Origin of the sequence: Caulobacter sp., from assembly GCF_017744445.1 — a bacterium.
Taxonomy (GTDB): Bacteria; Pseudomonadota; Alphaproteobacteria; order Caulobacterales; family Caulobacteraceae; genus Caulobacter.
This window is the reverse complement of record NZ_JAGIBH010000001.1, coordinates 556107-572675: the sequence shown is the minus strand read 5'-3', so window position 1 is coordinate 572675 and position 16569 is coordinate 556107. Positions and strand designations below refer to the sequence as shown.

The 16569-nt window shown below is 67.4% G+C and carries 19 protein-coding genes; 10 read left to right on the top strand and 9 right to left on the bottom strand.

Annotation, left to right across the window (positions count from 1 at the left end; genetic code table 11):
- Window positions 1–5: 5 nt before the first annotated feature.
- Window positions 6–917, top strand: coding sequence for a ribokinase (locus J7528_RS02830; RefSeq protein WP_291871096.1), 912 nt, complete (start codon window positions 6–8; stop codon window positions 915–917).
- Here J7528_RS02830 and J7528_RS02825 read toward each other — a convergent pair.
- The 8 genes from J7528_RS02825 to J7528_RS02790 form a co-directional block, all read right to left on the bottom strand.
- Window positions 914–1189, bottom strand: a complete 276-nt coding sequence (locus J7528_RS02825; protein WP_291871094.1) for a DUF5985 family protein — start codon at window positions 1187–1189, stop codon at window positions 914–916. The two genes, J7528_RS02830 and J7528_RS02825, sit on opposite strands and share 4 nt — an antisense overlap.
- Window positions 1186–1452: a DUF5985 family protein gene (locus J7528_RS02820; RefSeq protein ID WP_291871091.1), complete on the bottom strand. Its 267-nt coding sequence runs from the start codon at window positions 1450–1452 to the stop codon at window positions 1186–1188. Before J7528_RS02820 ends, J7528_RS02825 begins: the two co-directional genes overlap by 4 nt.
- The gene (locus J7528_RS02815; RefSeq protein WP_291871089.1) at window positions 1449–1823 is read right to left on the bottom strand and encodes a hypothetical protein; all 375 of its coding nucleotides are present in this window, start codon (window positions 1821–1823) and stop codon (window positions 1449–1451) included. Before J7528_RS02815 ends, J7528_RS02820 begins: the two co-directional genes overlap by 4 nt.
- Window positions 1824–1915: 92 nt before the next feature.
- Window positions 1916–2413 (bottom strand): PAS domain-containing protein, encoded by a 498-nt coding sequence (locus J7528_RS02810; protein WP_291871317.1) that lies wholly within the window; start codon window positions 2411–2413, stop codon window positions 1916–1918.
- Window positions 2414–2610: 197 nt separating this feature from the next.
- Window positions 2611–3030: a MucR family transcriptional regulator gene (locus J7528_RS02805; protein ID WP_291871087.1), complete on the bottom strand. Its 420-nt coding sequence runs from the start codon at window positions 3028–3030 to the stop codon at window positions 2611–2613.
- A gap of 311 nt (window positions 3031–3341) precedes the next feature.
- A complete protein-coding gene (locus tag J7528_RS02800; RefSeq protein WP_291871085.1) occupies window positions 3342–4565 on the bottom strand; it encodes a DUF2336 domain-containing protein in 1224 nt (407 codons plus the stop codon).
- 210 nt (window positions 4566–4775) lie between these two features.
- On the bottom strand, window positions 4776–5660 hold the full coding sequence (locus J7528_RS02795) for a crotonase/enoyl-CoA hydratase family protein (RefSeq protein ID WP_291871083.1): 885 nt from the start codon (window positions 5658–5660) through the stop codon (window positions 4776–4778).
- A 112-nt stretch (window positions 5661–5772) separates the two neighbouring features.
- Window positions 5773–7107 (bottom strand): cytochrome P450, encoded by a 1335-nt coding sequence (locus tag J7528_RS02790; RefSeq protein WP_291871081.1) that lies wholly within the window; start codon window positions 7105–7107, stop codon window positions 5773–5775.
- A 165-nt stretch (window positions 7108–7272) separates the two neighbouring features.
- Between J7528_RS02790 and J7528_RS02785 the strand changes: the two genes are divergently transcribed.
- The 8 genes from J7528_RS02785 (at window position 7273) to J7528_RS02750 (ending at window position 15114) form a co-directional block, all read left to right on the top strand.
- Window positions 7273–8940, top strand: coding sequence for a choline dehydrogenase (locus tag J7528_RS02785; RefSeq protein ID WP_291871079.1), 1668 nt, complete (start codon window positions 7273–7275; stop codon window positions 8938–8940).
- 122 nt (window positions 8941–9062) lie between these two features.
- Entirely contained in the window at window positions 9063–10601 is a 1539-nt protein-coding gene (locus J7528_RS02780; protein WP_291871077.1) for an acyl-CoA synthetase, read from the top strand.
- Between the two features lie 70 nt (window positions 10602–10671).
- Window positions 10672–11685: a GSU2403 family nucleotidyltransferase fold protein gene (locus tag J7528_RS02775; protein WP_291871075.1), complete on the top strand. Its 1014-nt coding sequence runs from the start codon at window positions 10672–10674 to the stop codon at window positions 11683–11685.
- Window positions 11686–11709: 24 nt separating this feature from the next.
- A complete protein-coding gene (locus tag J7528_RS02770; protein ID WP_291871074.1) occupies window positions 11710–12063 on the top strand; it encodes a DUF4180 domain-containing protein in 354 nt (117 codons plus the stop codon).
- Between the two features lie 32 nt (window positions 12064–12095).
- Window positions 12096–13427, top strand: a complete 1332-nt coding sequence (locus tag J7528_RS02765; protein WP_291871072.1) for an Nramp family divalent metal transporter — start codon at window positions 12096–12098, stop codon at window positions 13425–13427.
- A 211-nt stretch (window positions 13428–13638) separates the two neighbouring features.
- The gene (locus tag J7528_RS02760) at window positions 13639–14088 is read left to right on the top strand and encodes a MaoC family dehydratase (protein ID WP_291871070.1); all 450 of its coding nucleotides are present in this window, start codon (window positions 13639–13641) and stop codon (window positions 14086–14088) included.
- 237 nt (window positions 14089–14325) lie between these two features.
- Window positions 14326–14643 carry a DUF1272 domain-containing protein gene (locus tag J7528_RS02755; RefSeq protein ID WP_291871068.1) on the top strand — a complete coding sequence of 106 codons (318 nt, stop codon included), beginning with the start codon at window positions 14326–14328 and terminating at the stop codon, window positions 14641–14643.
- Window positions 14644–15114 (top strand): OsmC family protein, encoded by a 471-nt coding sequence (locus J7528_RS02750; RefSeq protein WP_291871066.1) that lies wholly within the window; start codon window positions 14644–14646, stop codon window positions 15112–15114.
- Between the two features lie 49 nt (window positions 15115–15163).
- Here J7528_RS02750 and J7528_RS02745 read toward each other — a convergent pair whose 3' ends face one another.
- Window positions 15164–15946 (bottom strand): helix-turn-helix transcriptional regulator, encoded by a 783-nt coding sequence (locus tag J7528_RS02745; protein ID WP_291871064.1) that lies wholly within the window; start codon window positions 15944–15946, stop codon window positions 15164–15166.
- A 72-nt stretch (window positions 15947–16018) separates the two neighbouring features.
- On the opposite strand from J7528_RS02745, the gene J7528_RS02740 reads away from it, so the two are divergent.
- Window positions 16019–16531: an alpha/beta hydrolase gene (locus J7528_RS02740; RefSeq protein ID WP_291871062.1), complete on the top strand. Its 513-nt coding sequence runs from the start codon at window positions 16019–16021 to the stop codon at window positions 16529–16531.
- Window positions 16532–16569: the final 38 nt, after the last annotated feature.

The following is a 16569-nucleotide window of genomic DNA, read 5'->3' as shown; positions in this document are numbered from 1 at the left end:
AGACCATGACTGTTTTCGTTCTCGGCTCGATCAACCTGGACGCCGTGGCGCGGGTCGATGACCTGCCTCGCCCGGGCGAGACCGTCGCCGGCACCTCGCTGGAGCTGTTCCTGGGCGGCAAGGGCGCCAACCAGGCGGTCGCGGCCGCCCGCATGGGCGCGGCCACACGCCTGATGGGCGCGGTTGGCGGGGACGACAGCGGCAAGAGTCTGAAGGCCAGCCTGGCCGGCTACGGCGTGCAGGTCGCCGACGTGATGGAACTCAGCGGCGTCCCGACCGGCCAGGCCCACGTCTGGGTGGCCAACAACGCCGAAAACATGATTGTCGTGACCGCCGGAGCCAACGCCCTGGTGACGCCGCAGCAGGTCTCATCGACCCCACTGGAGGGCCAGCGGGTGCTGCTGTGCCAGCTGGAGACCCCGGCCATCGCCATCGAGACCCTGTTTCGCACCGGCGCGGCCAAGGGCGCCCTGCGCGTGCTGAACGCCGCCCCGGCCCTGCCCCAGGGCGCGGCGCTGTTCCCGCTGACCGACATCCTGATCCTGAACCAGACCGAGCTGGCGACCTACGCCAAGCTGGACCGCGAGCCGGTCCGCCTGGAAGACGTCTCGGTCGCCGCCCGCAAGCTGATGAGCCGCCCGGACCAGACGATCATCGTCACCCTGGGCTCGGCCGGCGTCGCCGCCGTACGCCGCGACGAGGCCTTCCTGGTCGAGGGCAAGAAGGTCAAGGCCGTCGACACCGTCGGAGCCGGCGACTGCTTCTGCGGCAGCCTGGCCGCCGCCCTGGCTTCCAGCATGGACCTGCGCGACGCCGTCGAGCTGGCCAATGGCGCAGCCGCCCTGTCAGTACAAAAGGCCGGCGCGGCGCCGTCGATGCCCTCGCGCCGCGAAGTAGAAGCCTTCCTGGAAGGCTAGACCTCCGGGTCGCGCTTCAGGTTCTTGGCCACCACCGCCACGATGATCAGCACGAAGGCCGCCAGGCGGATCAGATAGATCCCGCCGCGGTCCTCCTGCGGGATATGCAGGATAACCGGCAGCGCCTGGTTCACCGCCATCAGGGCGAAGGCCGCCGAAAAGGCCAGGAACAGGCGCTCGCGCGTGCGCCCCCAGAAGCGCAGGAAGAACGCCGCCAGCACCAGGAAGCCGGCGCTAAGGCCGCCGGCGATCAGGCCCTCCTGGCCGCTCATTGGTCGACCTCCCAGATGAAGGCGTAGATCAGCACACCGATACCCAGCGCCAGAGCGATCTGGCGCGGCCACCACAGCTGCACCTGGGTGGGCAGCAGGACGAGATCCACGACCAGCAGCAGGTTGTTCAGGGCCATGAAGCCGAATGACACGGCGGTCCAGAGCAGCAGGCGCGTGCGGGCCTTCGCCCAGGCGCGGAACAGCAGCCCCGCGCACAGCAGGCTGGCCAGCAGGCACAGGCCGTAGACGACGGCGGGCGTCATTTGCCCCCTCCCCGGAATTTAAACGCGTCGGCCAAGGACTGTAGCCGCTCGGCCGGCGCCGAGATCCAGCGGATCACGGTCACGGGCCGAACGCGGTAGGTCTCTTCCAGTTCGTCGCACAGCTTGGCGAGGGCCGGCGCGGCGGGGCGGTAGCGGAAACAGCCAGCGTCGTCGGGGACCACTAGGCCCGCGCTCATCAGGGCGTCCAGATTGCCGTCGACCAGGGCGTGGCTGGCGCGCATGGACTCGACCAGTTCGTCGGCCGTCCAGCACCTATCGGGATCGGCCTTCAGCTTCAGCAACAGCTCCAGCGCCCACACCGATCGGATGTGTTCGCGGATGAAGCTCAGAACGTCCCGGTCCCCAGTCACGCCGTATCGAACCTGCCCCTAGAAGCGGCGGACCTTAAGCGGGTTCGCCCGAGGGACAAGCTGAGCTGTAGGGATTTCTGAGATGAGGGGCCTTAAGCCGCCCGGATGCCCGAGACGCCTTCGGCCGCCGCGCCGACCACGGCGTCGTAGCCGAGGATCATGTCGACGTCCTTGCCATTGGTGGCCAGCGGCAGGCGCAGCCACAGGATCGACATGTGCGGGGCGCCGCGCCAGGCCAGGCTGTGGACGCCGACGCCCGGACGGCGCTCGTCAACAACCTTGTCCAGCTCCTTGCGCCAGTAGTCGCCGGCGGCGGTGTTGTAGACGTCGTCCAGCTTGCGGCCGGTGATCTCGCGGCCATAGACGCTGTACAGGCCGGTGCCCGCCAGACGCAGGCGGTAGTCGCGGGTTTCGCCACGAACGACGTCGATCAGCGACACCGTCGGCAGCAGCCGCTTCATGTTCGAAGGATGCAGATCGACGCGCGCAGGGAGGCTCGCCCCCCGGCGGAGGGACGCCCAGTAGGCGAACATCTCCTGATGAGCGCGGGCCGCCGTGGCGGATGCGCTCAATTGCGCGGACATCTTCAGAGTCCTTAACAAGCTATTGGAATCACTTCGATTCACTATCGCTTAAGGAACGAATCGGCGGCAAGTGAAAAACATGTCGCGCGACAAGATTCCCATATTGAGTCAACCGCCAAAGACAACGCCCGCCGTCCGGGTTCGGACGGCGGGCGCGGGGGTCTCACAAGGCCGCTAAAGGCCAAGCTTTTGTTCCGACTCGACTATTTGCCCTTGCGAGCCGGCTTACGTCCGCCCTGACCCAGGCCCATCTGCTTGGCCAGGTTCGAACGCGCCTCGGCGTAGTTCGGGGCGACCATCGGGTAATCCTTGGGCAGGTTCCACTTGGCGCGGTAGTCCTCGGGGGTCATGTCGTACTTGGTGCGCAGGTGGCGCTTCAGCGACTTGAACTTGCGACCGTCTTCCAGGCACACGAGGAAGTCGGGCGTGATCGACTTCTTGACCGGAACCGCGGGCTCTTTGGGAGCCGGGGCCGGCTCGGCGGCCGGAGCGCCGACCGTGGCCAGCGCGGCGTGAACTTGCTTGATCAGAGCCGGCAGGTCGGCGGTCGAAACCACGTTGTTGCCGACATAGGCGGAGACGATGCCCGCGGTCATCTCGATCAGGTCGGATTGATCTTCCATAAGGCCTCGCCCGTAAGCCAATCTTTTTTACGCGACTGATTCACTGATCAGTCGAGGGCTGCATACAAAAGTTGCAAGCGGCGGGCAATACGGACCAATCAAGAGATCGCCCGTAATAATCCAGTGTTCGCTCAACCGGCTCAACCAGCCGGGCGTCAAGTAAGGGAGGTTGAGTTCCTGAAGGATCACAAGCAGCGTGGTCGAAAAACCAACGATATTCCGATGTTAGAGCGCGCCGGTTGAAGGTGTGCGGGATTTCACCCTCGAAACACGCCTCAAATATTGGGAGTTGGAGCGCTTCCGAGAGGGCTCTAGCGGCCAAAATCCCGTGACAGCGCCAGCATCGCGGCGCGCTGCGGAGCCGAGTATTCGTCGACGGCGGCCTCGTCGCCCTCGCGGATGGCCTTCAGCAGGGCCGGGGTCAGGGCCGAGGTCAGCGACCAGTTCCAGTACCTCAGCACCGTCTGGGCGCGGTCGACGGCGACCATGTCGTAGACGGTCAGCACGCGCTCGAGCGCGTGGTCGAGGGCGCCGCTGCGATCGACTTCCTGCCGGCGCAGGCCGCGCCACAGCTGGCGCACGCAGTTGCGCGGCAGGCCGGTGGCCTTGCACAGTATAGCCAGAGGCTCGCCGCCCGGATCGGTGAAGATCTTGGCGCCGGTCATCGGCTTCATGCCCGAAAGGTACGAGATCTCCTCGGCGATCTCGCGGGTGATGCCCGTTTCGCCGGCGGCCACGGCCTCGTCGAGACTGTTGTACGGGCTCTTGGCGATGGCCGCGCGGTTGCGCTGGCGGCGCTCGATGAACTGCAGGGCCTTGCGCGACAGCGGGTCCTGCCAGCCCTCGGCCGAGGCCAGGGCGAAGACGTCGCCGACGGCGTCCTGCAGGATCTCGCGCGATACGGCGAAGCGCTGGAGGATGGTCTTGCGCGCCTCGGCGTCGGCCCACCAGAACATGACGTAGGCGTGGCTGGGCCGCAGCTCGGCGCGGCGTAGCAGCAGCGGGATCAAGTACTGGTTGTCGCGCGTGGCGGCGACGATGTTCTCCACGCCCTGGTGGCTGAACTTGACCAGCTCGTTGCGCAGCAGGGTCTCGATGACCGGCGGCTCGGCCATGTCGATCAGGGCGTCGGCGACCACCTCGCTGACGCCGCGCCGCTGGGCGATCAGCCGGCGGTGATCGGTGGTCGACTGGTACAGGCAGGCGATTAGGTCGGCGTCCGACAGCTTCTCGGCCTCGACCAGCAGGGCGCGAGCGACAGGCAGCTCGTCGCGCAGCAGCAGACGCGCCAGCACGCCCGGCATCTCGGTCAGCATGGCCAGGCGGCGGGCGACCTTCTCGCGCTCGGTGACATTGGCGTCGCGCAGCATCTCGACCAGCAGGTCGGCGGTCATCGAGCGCTCGAAGGCGTTGATCCGGCTGGTCGGCAGGCACACCACGTCGGCCAGGCGCTTGAGCAGGGCCGAGCGCGAGCGCGGCGCGGCCTTGGGGGCCTCCGGCTCTTCGAACGGCGATGTCCGCGCGGCGTCATTCATCCGATCGACAAGAGCAGATCGTGCTTAACGGGTGATGAGCGGGGGCGCGGCGTGTTTACGCATCCTCCAATCCGTTTCCCCGGCGAAAGCCGGGGCCCAGATCCATCCCGAGAGGTTTGGGATGACGCGCCAGCAATCCCAGCCATGGCTCCAGCATTCGTGGGTTCGATCTGGGTCCCGGCTTTCGCCGGGAAGACGGGAGAGGAGGCTTTATCGAAATTCCGGCTCTTCCCACTCCGGCCAGATGTCCGGCACGTCGGTCGAGACCTTGTTCGGATAGACCGGCGAGCGTTTCTCCAGGAACGAGGTCACGCCCTCCTTGGCGTCGCCGGACGCGCCGCGCGACTGGATGGCGCGGCTGTCGGCCTTGTGGGCCTCCATCGGATGCGAAGCTCCGGCCATCCGCCACAGCAGCTGGCGGGTCAGGGCCACCGAGACCGGCGCGGTGTTGTCGGCGATCTCGCGGGCCAGGGCGCGGGCGGCGGGCAGGAGCTCGTCGGGCGCGTGCAGCGAGCGGACCAGACCCTTCTCCAGCGCCTCGGACGCCGGGAAGACGCGGCCGGTGTAGCACCACTCCAGCGCCGTTTGCAGGCCGACCAGGCGGGGCAAGAACCAGGACGAAGCAGCCTCGGGATTGATGCCCCGGCGGGCGAAGACGAAGCCGAACTTGGCCTCGGTCGAGGCCAGGCGGATGTCCATCGGCAGCTGCATGGTCACGCCCACGCCGACCGCCGCGCCGTTGATGGCGCCGATGATGGGTTTCAGGCTGTCGTACATCCGCAGGGTCACGCGGCCGCCGCCGTCGCGATAGACGTCGCCGACCTTGCCCTCTTCACGCTCGACGGCCTGGGGCGAGCTGCGATCGAAGGTGCCGCCGCCACCGCCCAGGTCGGCCCCGGCGCAGAACGCCCGGCCCGCGCCGGTGATGATCACGGCCTTCACCGCGTCGTCGGCGTCGGTGATGTCGAACACCTCGATCATGTCCTTCATCATCCGGGCGGTGAAGGCGTTCATCCGGTCCGGGCGGTTCAGGGTGATTGTCGCGATGCCGTCCTCGACGTCGTACAGGATGGTCTCGAAGGTGGGCTGCGACATGGGGCGGGTCCTCGTGGTTTGGGATAATCCAAACATGTGTATGAATTGAGGGCAACTTCGAACCCTCCCAAATCCGATCTCCCCGGCGAAAGCCGGGGAAACGGGAAAGGGACTATCCCCGTCTCACCCCCAGCTTGCTGATCGCGTGCACGAAGTTGTTCGGCGCGATCTCGATCTCGCCCGTCCACGTCAGGTCGGGGAACCGCGCCAGGATCTGCCGATAGGCTTCCTCCAGCTGGATCTGGGCCACGCGCTTGCCGATGCAGGTGTGGGGGCCGTAGCCGAAGGCGATGTGCTTGCCGGCGTTGGCGCGGGTGACATCCAGCCGGTCGGGATCGGGGAACATCGCCGGATCGCGATTGGCCGCGCCGTAGTACATGACGACCTTCTCGCCCTCGCGGATCAGCTGGCCATCGACCTCGACATCGGCGGTGGCCGTGCGGCGCATATAGATCACCGGGCTGACCATGCGAATGAACTCGTCCACCGCCCCGCCTAGCAGCGACGGATCGTCGATTAGCTTCTGCTTCTGGCCTGGGAACTCGGTCAGCAGCTTCATCGCGCCCGACAGGGTGTTCCGCGTCGTGTCATTGCCGGCGAACACGATCAGCAGCCACGAGCCGTCCAGATACTCATCAGCCAGCAGCGCCCCGTCGACCTGGGCCCGGGCGATGGCGGTCATCAGGTCCTCCTTCGGATCCTCGCGACGCTTGAGCAGCATCGTGCGGCCGTAGTCGAACATCTCCTCGACGCCGTTGTTGAAGTCCTGGACGAACTGCATCAGCTCCAGCGTCGGCGCGACCGGCGCGGCGGCGTTCTGCACCGCCAGGTCCTGGGCGCGTTCCAGATAGTGCATCCACTTGAGGAACTTGGGCCGGTCCTCGGGGGGCACGCCCAGGATCTCGCACAGGGTGAACAGCGGCAGGATCGAGCTGAAATGCTCGACCATGTCGATCTGCGCCCCGTCGGCCAGCAGCGGCTCCATCTCGTCGAGCAAGCGCGTGATCTCACCCCGCACCCGCTCGGTCAGGCCGCGCAAGTAGGCCGGAGTGAAATAGGGCATGTGCTCGCGACGCAGCTGCAGGTGATGCGGCGCGTCGAGGTTGATCATGGTGTCCATCGACGCCCGGAACAGCAGGGCATGGCGCTTCTCGGGCGGCCCCATCGACATCAGGATGCCGCCGCGCTGGGAAGAGAAGGTCGCCGGATCGCCGTTCACCCGCTGGACGTCGTCGTACTTGGTCAGCGCCCAGAAGCCGGGACCGTTGAACGGCTCGGCGTGCCACATGACCGGCGCCTGCTCACGCATCCGCGCGAAGTCGGCCCAGGGCTGTCCTTGCGTGAAACGGAAGATGTCGGCGAGGTCGACGCCGCTCAGCGTCGGATAGGTCGGCGGCGCCCCGGGGCCGGCGAGGCCGTCCACCACCGTCTGGCTGATCAGGTCCATATCGCGCCTCCCAGAGCACCGTTCTTTGGACGCGACGATACCCCGGAAACGCGCCGGAGGAACGGCGCCGCGACGGCAACTTGCGCGATCCCGGAACCTGGGCGCATGCTCCAAACTGAACGGCGATCACGCGGGTCACACGCGGAAGCCGAAGGGAGAGAGACGATGACCGGGATCATCGAGGCCGACTACGTCATCGTGGGCGCGGGCTCGGCCGGCTGCGTACTGGCGGCCAGGCTGTCCGAGGGCGGCAAATTCAAGGTCGTGCTGCTGGAGGCCGGCGGCGACGATCGCCCGACCAAGAACCTCGGCCAGTTCGCCTCGAACCTGATGATTCACATCCCGGTCGGCTACTCGTCGACCTTGAAGGATCCCAAGGTCAACTGGCTCTACACCACCGAGCCCGACCCCGGCACCGGCGGCCGCACCCATGTGTGGCCGCGCGGCAAGGTGCTGGGCGGCTCGTCCTCGATCAACGGCCTGCTCTATATCCGCGGCCAGCACGCCGACTATGACGGCTGGCGGCAGCTGGGCTGCGAGGGCTGGGGCTGGGACGACGTCGCCCCCTACTTCCGCCGGGCCGAGCACCAGGAGCGCGGCGGTTGCGACTGGCATGCCACGGGCGGCCCGCTGAACGTCTCGGACGTCACCACCAAGCACCCGGTCTCGGACGCGGTGATCGAGGCTTGCGAGCAGGCCGGCATCCCGCGCAATGACGACGTCAACGGCTCGTCGCAGGAAGGCGCGACCTACTACCAGCTGACGGTCAAGAACGGCCAGCGCTGCTCGGCGGCGGTGGCCTATCTGCACCCGGCCATGAACCGGCCCAACCTGCGGGTCGAGACCAACGCCCTGGCCGGCCGCATCCTGTTCGACGGCCGCCGCGCGACCGGCGTCGAGTTCACCCAGAACGGCGTCAAGCGCGTGGCCAAGGCGCGGGGAGAGGTGATCCTGGCCGGCGGGGCGATCAACTCGCCGCAGCTCTTGCAGCTGTCGGGCGTGGGGCCGGCCGAGCTGCTGATCCGCAACGGCGTCCACGTGGTCCACGACCTGCCCGGCGTCGGCGAGAACCTGCAGGACCATTACGTCATGAGCGTGCGCTATCGGCTTAAGGCCGGCGTCGTCTCGGTCAACGAGCAGTCCAAGGGCGGCCGCCTGGCTGGCGAGGCGCTGCGCTACCTTTTCCAGCGCAAGGGCCTGCTGACCCTGTCGGCCGCCCACATCGCCGCCTTCTGCAAGTCGCGCCCGGATCTGTCTGGCCCGGATATCCAGTTCCACATCCTGCCCGCGACCATGGACCTGGATAAGCTGGTCAACGAGCAGAAGATGGAGCTGGAGGACGCCCCCGGCCTGACCATCGCCCCCTGCCAGCTGCGCCCCGAAAGCCGTGGGCATATCCGCATCAAGTCGGCCGATCCGAGCGTCTATCCGACCATCTTCGCCAACTACCTGTCCGACCCGCTGGACCAGGAGGTCGCAGTGGCGGGCCTGAAGTGGGGCCGCAAGATCGGCCAGGCTCCGGCGCTCGCGCCCTATGTCGACAGCGAGATCAATCCGGGCGGCGAGTTCGCCACCGACGAGCAGCTCCTGGGCTACGCGCGCATGAGCGGCTCGACGATCTACCACCCGGTCGGCACCTGCCAGATGGGCCACGGGCCGATGGCCGTGGTCGATCCGCAGCTGCGCGTGCGCGGGGTCGAAGGCCTGCGCGTCGTCGACGCCTCGGTCATGCCGCGCCTGGTCTCGGGCAACACCAACGCCCCCACCATCATGATCGCCGAGAAGGCCAGCGACATGATCCGTGAGGCGGCGAAAGAGACGATGGCCGCTTAACACTCGCTGTCATCCCGGCCGCAGCGCAGCGAAGAGCCGGGACCGCAGCAAACTCAGAGCTTCCGGCGGTCCCGGCTCGGCCTTCGGCCGTCCGGGATGACAGTTCAAGAAGAGGTATCGCGATGCACCCCTACCTCCACGCCCAGGCCCAAGGCGACAAGCCGGCCTATGTCATGGCTGGCTCGGGCGAGGTCGTGACCTATGCCCAGCTGGACGCGCGGTCGAACCAGGGGGCGCACCTGTTCCGCTCGCTCGGGCTCGTCCAAGGCGACGTCATCGCCATCCTGATGGAGAACAACGCCCGCTTCTTCGAGGTCGCCTGGGCGGCGCAGCGGGCGGGGCTGTATTTCGTCTGCGTCTCGACCAAGCTGACGGCCGGCGAGGTCGAGTACATCCTGAAGGACTGCGGGGCGAAGGTGTTTGTCACCTCCATCGCCATGCGGCCGCTGATCGACGAGGTCGCGGCGCTGGTTCCGGGCCTGGTGCTCTACGCCGTCGGCGGCACGCATGGCCCCTATGCCGACCTGGGCGCGGCCTTCGCCGGCCAGCCGACCACGCCGATCGCCGACGAGAGCGCTGGCTCGGACATGCTGTATTCCTCGGGCACCACCGGCCGGCCCAAGGGCGTGAAGCCTGCCCTGAACGGCGGCCCGATCGACGCGCCCAACGCCTTGCAGATGATGGCCCAGGGCCTGTTCGGCTTTTCCGGCGACAGCGTCTACATCTCGCCCGCCCCGCTCTATCACGCCGCGCCGCTGCGCTGGTGCATGACCGTCCACAAGCTGGGCGGCACAGTGATCGTGATGGAGAAGTTCGAGCCCGAGGCGGCCCTGGCCCTGATCGAGCAGCACAAGGTCAATTGCGGTCAGTTCGTCCCGACCCACTTCGTGCGGATGCTGAAACTGCCGGAAGAGGTCCGGGCCAAGTACGACGTCTCCAGCATGAAGTCGGCGGTCCACGCCGCCGCCCCCTGCCCCGTGCCGGTCAAGGAGCAGATGATCGCCTGGTGGGGCCCGGTGATCTACGAGTACTACGCCGGCACCGAGGGCAACGGCTTCTGCTGGATCAATTCCGACAACTGGCTGGCCCACAAGGGATCCGTCGGCCAGGCGGTGCTGGGCGAGCTGCGCATCTGCGACGAGAACGGCGACGCCCTGCCGCCGCGCACCGAGGGCACGGTCTACTTCGCTAACGGCCCGGCGGTGAACTACCACAACGCCCCCGACAAGACCGCCGAGAGCTACAACAAGCACGGCTGGACGACCCTGGGCGACGTGGGCTGGGCCGATGAAGAGGGCTATCTCTACCTCACCGACCGCAAGAGCTTCATGATCATCTCGGGCGGGGTGAACATCTATCCGCAGGAGATCGAGAACCTCCTGATCACCCACCCCAAGGTCGCCGACGCCGCCGTCGTGGGCGCGCCGTGCGAGGAGATGGGCGAGAAGGTCGTGGCCGTCATCCAGCCCATGGACCAGGGCGAGGACCACGACGAACTCGCCGCCGAACTGATGGCCTTCGCCCGCGCCAATCTCAGCCACGTGAAGTCGCCCCGGCGGATCGACTTCATGGCGGAGCTGCCGAGGCATCCGACGGGCAAGCTCTACAAGCGGCTGATCCGGGATGCGTACTGGGGCAAGGGCGAGAGCCGGATCGTTTAATCGAACGCTACCGTTTGATTTTTAAGTTAGTTGCCACCACTATATAGAAAGTGGTGGCAACGGTGATCTCGTGACCCTGCAACGCCTTCCCCTGGCGATCCATACCAACGTCGCCGAGCTGTTGGACCAGCTCCGCGCAGCGGGCATCGCCGAGTTTGGCGAGGGCGCCAGCTTCCTGCGTCGCGAGCGCAAGGGCCGCTTCTACTGGTACGTCCGCTCACGGCAGACACAGGGCGAACGCCCCGAGCGCTATTTGGGCCTCGAGACACCGCACCTTCTCGCCACCATCGAACGCGCCAAGTCAGTGAAGGGCGCAGCCGAGGGCCGTCGCCTGCTGGTCCGCTCATTGCGCGCCGCCGGACTGCACGCGCCCGATGAACGGACAGGCCGTATCCTGACCGCCCTCGCCCAGGCCGGCGTGTTCCGGCTGCGCGCAGCCGTGGTCGGCACGGTCGCCTTCCAGACCTACGGCGCCAGCCTGGGCTTCCTCCTGCCCGCACAAGCCGTGCGAACCGGCGACCTCGACATCGCCCAGGACTACGGAATCTCGGTGACCATCGACGATGGTCTCGACCGGTCCTTTCTCGACGTGCTGCGCGCGGCTGATCCGACCTTCGCACCCGTTCCCAAGCTGGATCCGAGCAAGAGCGCCGCCTACCGCACGCCCGACGGCTATGCGGTCGATGTGCTCACCACCAGCCGCCACGCCGGCGACGAAGAGACCTCGCGGCTGGACGCCCTGAACACCGACGCCACGCCGCTGCGCTTCATGGACTTCCTGCTGCGTGAGACCGTCGAGGCCGCCGTGCTGCACGGCGACGGCGTGCTGGTGCGCGTGCCCACGCCCGCCCGTTACGCGGTCCACAAGCTGATCATCTCGCGCAAGCGCAGCCAGGCGAACCCGAAGCGGCGGAAGGACTTGGAACAGGCCCAGGCCCTGATCCACGCCCTCAGCCAAGACGACCCCTTCGCCCTGCGCGACGCCTATGCCGAGGCCCGCGATCGCGGCGAGGCTTGGCGAGAACTGCTCGACCAGGCCGTCAGCCTGCTGCCCGCCGATGCGCGCGCCGTGCTGGAAAGCTGAGCCCTCCGCGCCTATCTGCCGGCCATGACCAAGATCCTGTTCGTCCCCACTGAGGGTCCGCCGCTGGACGCGACCACCGCCAATGACCTGCTCAGCGACGCCTGGAGCGCGCAGGCCGACCTCGTCGCCGTACCGGTCGAGCGCTTGACCGACGGCTTCCTGGACCTGTCGACCCGCATCGCCGGCGAGGTGATCCAGAAGTTCACCAACTACCGCATGCGCCTTGCCTTCATCGGCGACATCTCGGCCCGGATCGAGGCCAGCCATAGCCTGCGCGACTTCGTCTACGAGTCGAACAAGGGCCAGCAAGTCTGGTTCTTGAACGATCGCGCCGCATTGGACGCCAAGCTGGCCGCCCAATTGGCTGGCAAGGGCTGACAAGCTTGGCCGGCAGCGCCTAACTAGGCCCCATGTTCGCCAGCCTGCTCGCCCGCCTCCCCAAGACCGCCACCGCCCCGTTCTGTCCGGCTGAGGTGCGCGGCGCCGTCATCGTTCCGGACGGCCTGCCCGCGTGGAAACGCATGCTGCGGGTAGCCGGGCCGGGGCTGCTGGTCAGCGTCGGCTACATGGACCCCGGCAACTGGGCGACCGACATCGAGGCCGGATCGCGCTACGGCACGTCCCTGCTGTTCGTGGTGGTGCTGTCGAGCCTGGCGGCCATCGTCTTGCAGACCCTGTCGATGCGGCTAGGCTTGGTCACCGGCAAGGACCTGGCGCGCATGTCGCGCGAACGGTTCGGGCCGAAGGCGGTCAAGGTCCAGTGGCTGCTGGCCGAGCTGGCCATCATCGCCTGCGACATCGCCGAGGTGCTGGGCAGCGCCCTGGCCTTCAAGCTGTTGCTGGGCATCCCGCTGTGGGCCGGGGTGCTGCTGACGGCGCTGGACACGGTCATCGTGCTGGGCCTGAAGGGCAAGGGTTTCCGGCAGCTGGAGGCCATCATCCTGGGCCTGATCTCGACGGTCGGGATCTGCTTCCTGGTGCAGCTGATCCTGGCCCCGCCCAATGCCGGCGACGTGGCGCGCGGGCTGGTTCCGTCGCTGTCGGCCCTGCAACAGGGCAACGCGCTCTACCTCGCCATCGGCATCCTGGGCGCGACGATCATGCCGCATAACCTCTATCTGCACTCGGCGATCGTGCAGACGCGCGTGGTCCCGGCCGACGAGCCCGGCAAGCGCGCCGCCATCCAGCTTTCGACCATCGACACCGTCGTGTCGCTGTTGCTGGCCCTGCTGATCAACGCCGCCATCCTGATCCTGGCGGCCTCGGCCTTCCACGGCACGGGACTGACCGAAGTGGCCGGCATCGAGGAAGCGCACAAGCTGCTGGCGCCCGTCACCGGCGGGGTGCTGGCGGGCATTCTCTTCGCGGTCGCCCTGTTCGCCTCGGGCCAGAGCTCGACCTTCACCGGCACCATCGCCGGCCAAGTGATCCTGGAGGGGTTCCTGGACCTGAAGATCCCTTGCTGGCAGCGCCGACTGATCACCCGCGGCCTGGCCATCATCCCGGCCCTGATCGGCGTGCTGACCCTGGGCGAGCACTCGGTCGGCAAGCTGCTGGTGCTGACCCAGGTGGTGCTCTCGGCCCAGCTGCCGTTCGCCATCTGGCCGCTGCTGCGCTTCACCGACGATAAGGCGCTGATGGGGCCGTTCGCCAATGGCTGGACCACCAGGATCGTCGCCTGGTTCCTGTTCGTGGTGATCTCGGCGGCCAATGTCTGGCTGGTGGTCAGCACCTTGTCCTAGAATTCCGATCTCCCCGGCGAAAGCCGGGGCCCAGATGGAAGAACGCCGGGGTGGTTTCTAAAAGCTCCGCGCCCCTCCAATCAGCCCAAGCGCTTTGAGATCTGGGTCCCGGCTTTCGCCGGGAAGATCGGGTTTTAGAGGGCTCGCAAGCTTGCCCTACCTCCCCTCCCATGCCATCCATCAAACAACTGTTCGAGGGAGAGAAAACGTCATGAAGGAAGTCACCTACGCCGACGTCGCCAGCCTGGTCGGTCAGGAGATCGGGGTGTCCGACTGGGTCGAGGTCACCCAGGAGCGCGTCAACCTGTTCGCCGAGGCCACCGGCGACCACCAGTGGATCCATGTCGACGTCGAGCGCGCCACCAAGGAGATCGGCGGCCCGATCGCCCACGGCTACCTGACGCTGTCCCTGATCCCGATGCTGGGCGCCGACATCCTGCGCGTCACCGGCGTCACGCGCGGCATCAACTATGGCTGCGACAAGGTCCGCTTCACCGGCATGGTCCGGGTCGGCAAGCGCGTGCGCATGCGCCAGAAGCTGCTCTCTGCCGAGCCCAAGTCGGGCGGCCTGCAGATGAAGAATGAGTGCACCATCGAGATCGAGGGCGAAGAACGCCCGGCCTGCGTGGCTGAGACGATCTCGGTGATCTACGGGGCGTAGGCGCTCGCTTCCCTGCAATCCCATAATTGCTTTCCTCGCCCTTGTGGCGAGGACCCATGGATCCGCCAGGCGCGGCATCAATCGGAGCGCTCCGCCATCGTGGCAGCGCTCCGGCGCTGGCCTGGGTAGCGGAACAATGGGCCCTAGGCACAAGGCCTAGGGAGGCAGATGGGAGTTGGCAGGATTTAAGGGATAGCCGTCATTTCGCGCACAGCCCGCACGCGCTAGCCAAGCCCCATGCTCGAACTCCGCCCCAATTGCGAACTTTGCGACGTCGACCTCGCCCCGGACGCCCTGAACGCCCGCATCTGCAGCTACGAGTGCACCTATTGCGCCGAGTGCGCGGACAACGTTCTCCAGAACGTCTGCCCCACCTGTGGCGGCGGCCTAAGCGCGCGGCCGATCCGGCCGAAGCAGGCCTATCATCATCCGCATATTTCACTCGGCCTGGGCTTCCATCCGGCCGGTACGGACCGCAAGTACACGCGCTGGAGCCGGGACCAGATCGCCGCCATGACCGCGCGGCTGAAGGACGTCCCTCCACAGGAGCGCTAGATGGCCAAGCAGCACGACTATACCTGCCTGATCGAGTGGACCGGCGACCGGGGTGAGGGCACGCGCACCTATCGCGGCTATGATCGCACCTGGAATATCGCGACGCCGGGCAAGCCGGTGGTGAACTGCTCCAACGACCCGCTGCTGGGTGGCGACCCGACCCTGCACAACCCCGAAGACCTGCTGCTGTCGTCGCTGAGCGCCTGCCATATGCTGTGGTACCTGCACCTGGCCAGCAACGCCGGCATCGTGGTGAAAGGTTATCGCGACCAGCCGATCGGCGTTGGCGAAAGCACGCCCGATGGCGCGGGCCGCTTCCTCTCGGCGACACTCAAACCCCACATCCTGGTCCAGCGCGGCGCTGACCTGGCCAAGGCCGACGCCGTGCACCACGAGATCCACAAGGTCTGCTTCATCGCCCGCTCGGTGAACTTCCCGGTCGACTACGCCGCGACCTACGAAGAGGTCTAAGCGTGACAGCCGAAAGTGGACGCCGGTTTCGGCGCCCGTCACGCGCCAACTAAAGAGACTGAAGGGCCTTCGCCGTCGCCGCATCGGCCGGCAGGAAGGTCTCGATCGCCAGCTCCGACACCATCACGTCCAGCGGCGAGCCGAAGGTCATGGTGGCCGACAAGAAAGACAGCTCGCCGCCCGGCGTCTTCAGGCGCAGCGGCGCGGCGATCAGGCCTTCGCCGGCGCGGGGATGGGCCTCGCCGCCGGGATAGGCCGACAGCTCCCTGATCAGGTCGGCCAACTCGGCGTCGCCGCTCTCGGCCAGCTGGCGGCGTAGGCGCGACAGGATATGGCCGCGCCATTCGGCCAGGTTGGCGATGCGCGGGGCGACGCCCTCGGGATGCAGACTGACCCGCAGCACGTTGACCGGGCCCTCCAGCAGCTTGGGCGAGACGCCCGCCAGCAGCGGGGCCAGACCCGCATTGCTGGCCAACATGATCCATCGGCGGTCGATGGCCAGGGCCGGGAACGGCATGTGGGCGTGCAGCACCGCCTCCACCGCCGTGCGGGCGGCGGCCAGGCCGGGGTCGTCATAGGACCGCTCGGGGAACACTGGCGCGAAGCCGGCGGCCAGCAGCAGGGCGTTGCGTTCGCGCAAGGGAACCTCCAGGTGCTCGGCCAGCCGCAGCACCATGTCCCGGCTGGGCGTCGCGCGGCCGGTCTCCAGGAACGACAGGTGCCGCGTCGAGATCTCGGCCTCCAGCGCCAGGTCCATCTGGCTCAGCCGCCGTTTCTGGCGCCAGTCGCGCAGGCGTTCGCCAATGGTCGGGGTGAGGGTCGCGGTGTTCATGCCCCGCAAGCTAGGGCGACCCGCGCGCCGCCGCCATTACCTGGGGCGTAATCGACGATCGGCGGCGGTGAGGTGGTGCGCTACTTCAGCCGCCACGGCGGCGCGCGGGTGGCCAAGGTGCTGTTGCTGGCCCCGCTGGCCCCCTGCCCGGCGCACAAGGCCGACAACCCCACCGGCCTGCCGCCCGCCATGTTCGAGGCCTTCCGCACCCACGTTCTGTTGCGCGACTATCCTCGTTGGCTGGAGGAGAACGCCCGCCCGTTCGTGACGCCGGACACCTCGCCCGAGATGATGGACTGGGTGCGCGGCCTGATGCTGGGGACGACGACCAAGGCGCTGGTCGAGTGCAACCGCGCCGCCACCACCGCCGACCTGCGGCCCGAGATCCCGAACCTCAAGGTTCCGGTGCTGATCATCCAGGGCGACAAGGACGTCTCGACCCCGCTGGAGACCAGCGGCAAGCGCTACGCGGCCCTGGCCACGAACGCCGAGTTGGTGGTCTACGAGGGCGCGCCGCACGGCCTGATGTTTACCCACATCGAGCGGCTGAACGCGGACATCCTGGCCTTCGCGAGGGCTTCCTAGACGGCGCGTGAGGGCGCATTAGACGTCCCTTAGCTCAG

Coding starts and splice junctions, on each gene's coding strand:
- J7528_RS02830 (WP_291871096.1), top strand. CDS start 6: ATGACTGTTTTCGTTCTCGGCTCGATCAACCTGGACGCCGTGGCGCGG.
- J7528_RS02825 (WP_291871094.1), bottom strand. CDS start 1,189: ATGAGCGGCCAGGAGGGCCTGATCGCCGGCGGCCTTAGCGCCGGCTTC.
- J7528_RS02820 (WP_291871091.1), bottom strand. CDS start 1,452: ATGACGCCCGCCGTCGTCTACGGCCTGTGCCTGCTGGCCAGCCTGCTG.
- J7528_RS02805 (WP_291871087.1), bottom strand. CDS start 3,030: ATGGAAGATCAATCCGACCTGATCGAGATGACCGCGGGCATCGTCTCC.
- J7528_RS02800 (WP_291871085.1), bottom strand. CDS start 4,565: ATGAATGACGCCGCGCGGACATCGCCGTTCGAAGAGCCGGAGGCCCCC.
- J7528_RS02795 (WP_291871083.1), bottom strand. CDS start 5,660: ATGTCGCAGCCCACCTTCGAGACCATCCTGTACGACGTCGAGGACGGC.
- J7528_RS02790 (WP_291871081.1), bottom strand. CDS start 7,107: ATGGACCTGATCAGCCAGACGGTGGTGGACGGCCTCGCCGGCCCCGGG.
- J7528_RS02785 (WP_291871079.1), top strand. CDS start 7,273: ATGACCGGGATCATCGAGGCCGACTACGTCATCGTGGGCGCGGGCTCG.
- J7528_RS02780 (WP_291871077.1), top strand. CDS start 9,063: ATGCACCCCTACCTCCACGCCCAGGCCCAAGGCGACAAGCCGGCCTAT.
- J7528_RS02770 (WP_291871074.1), top strand. CDS start 11,710: ATGACCAAGATCCTGTTCGTCCCCACTGAGGGTCCGCCGCTGGACGCG.
- J7528_RS02765 (WP_291871072.1), top strand. CDS start 12,096: ATGTTCGCCAGCCTGCTCGCCCGCCTCCCCAAGACCGCCACCGCCCCG.
- J7528_RS02760 (WP_291871070.1), top strand. CDS start 13,639: ATGAAGGAAGTCACCTACGCCGACGTCGCCAGCCTGGTCGGTCAGGAG.
- J7528_RS02755 (WP_291871068.1), top strand. CDS start 14,326: ATGCTCGAACTCCGCCCCAATTGCGAACTTTGCGACGTCGACCTCGCC.
- J7528_RS02750 (WP_291871066.1), top strand. CDS start 14,644: ATGGCCAAGCAGCACGACTATACCTGCCTGATCGAGTGGACCGGCGAC.
- J7528_RS02745 (WP_291871064.1), bottom strand. CDS start 15,946: ATGAACACCGCGACCCTCACCCCGACCATTGGCGAACGCCTGCGCGAC.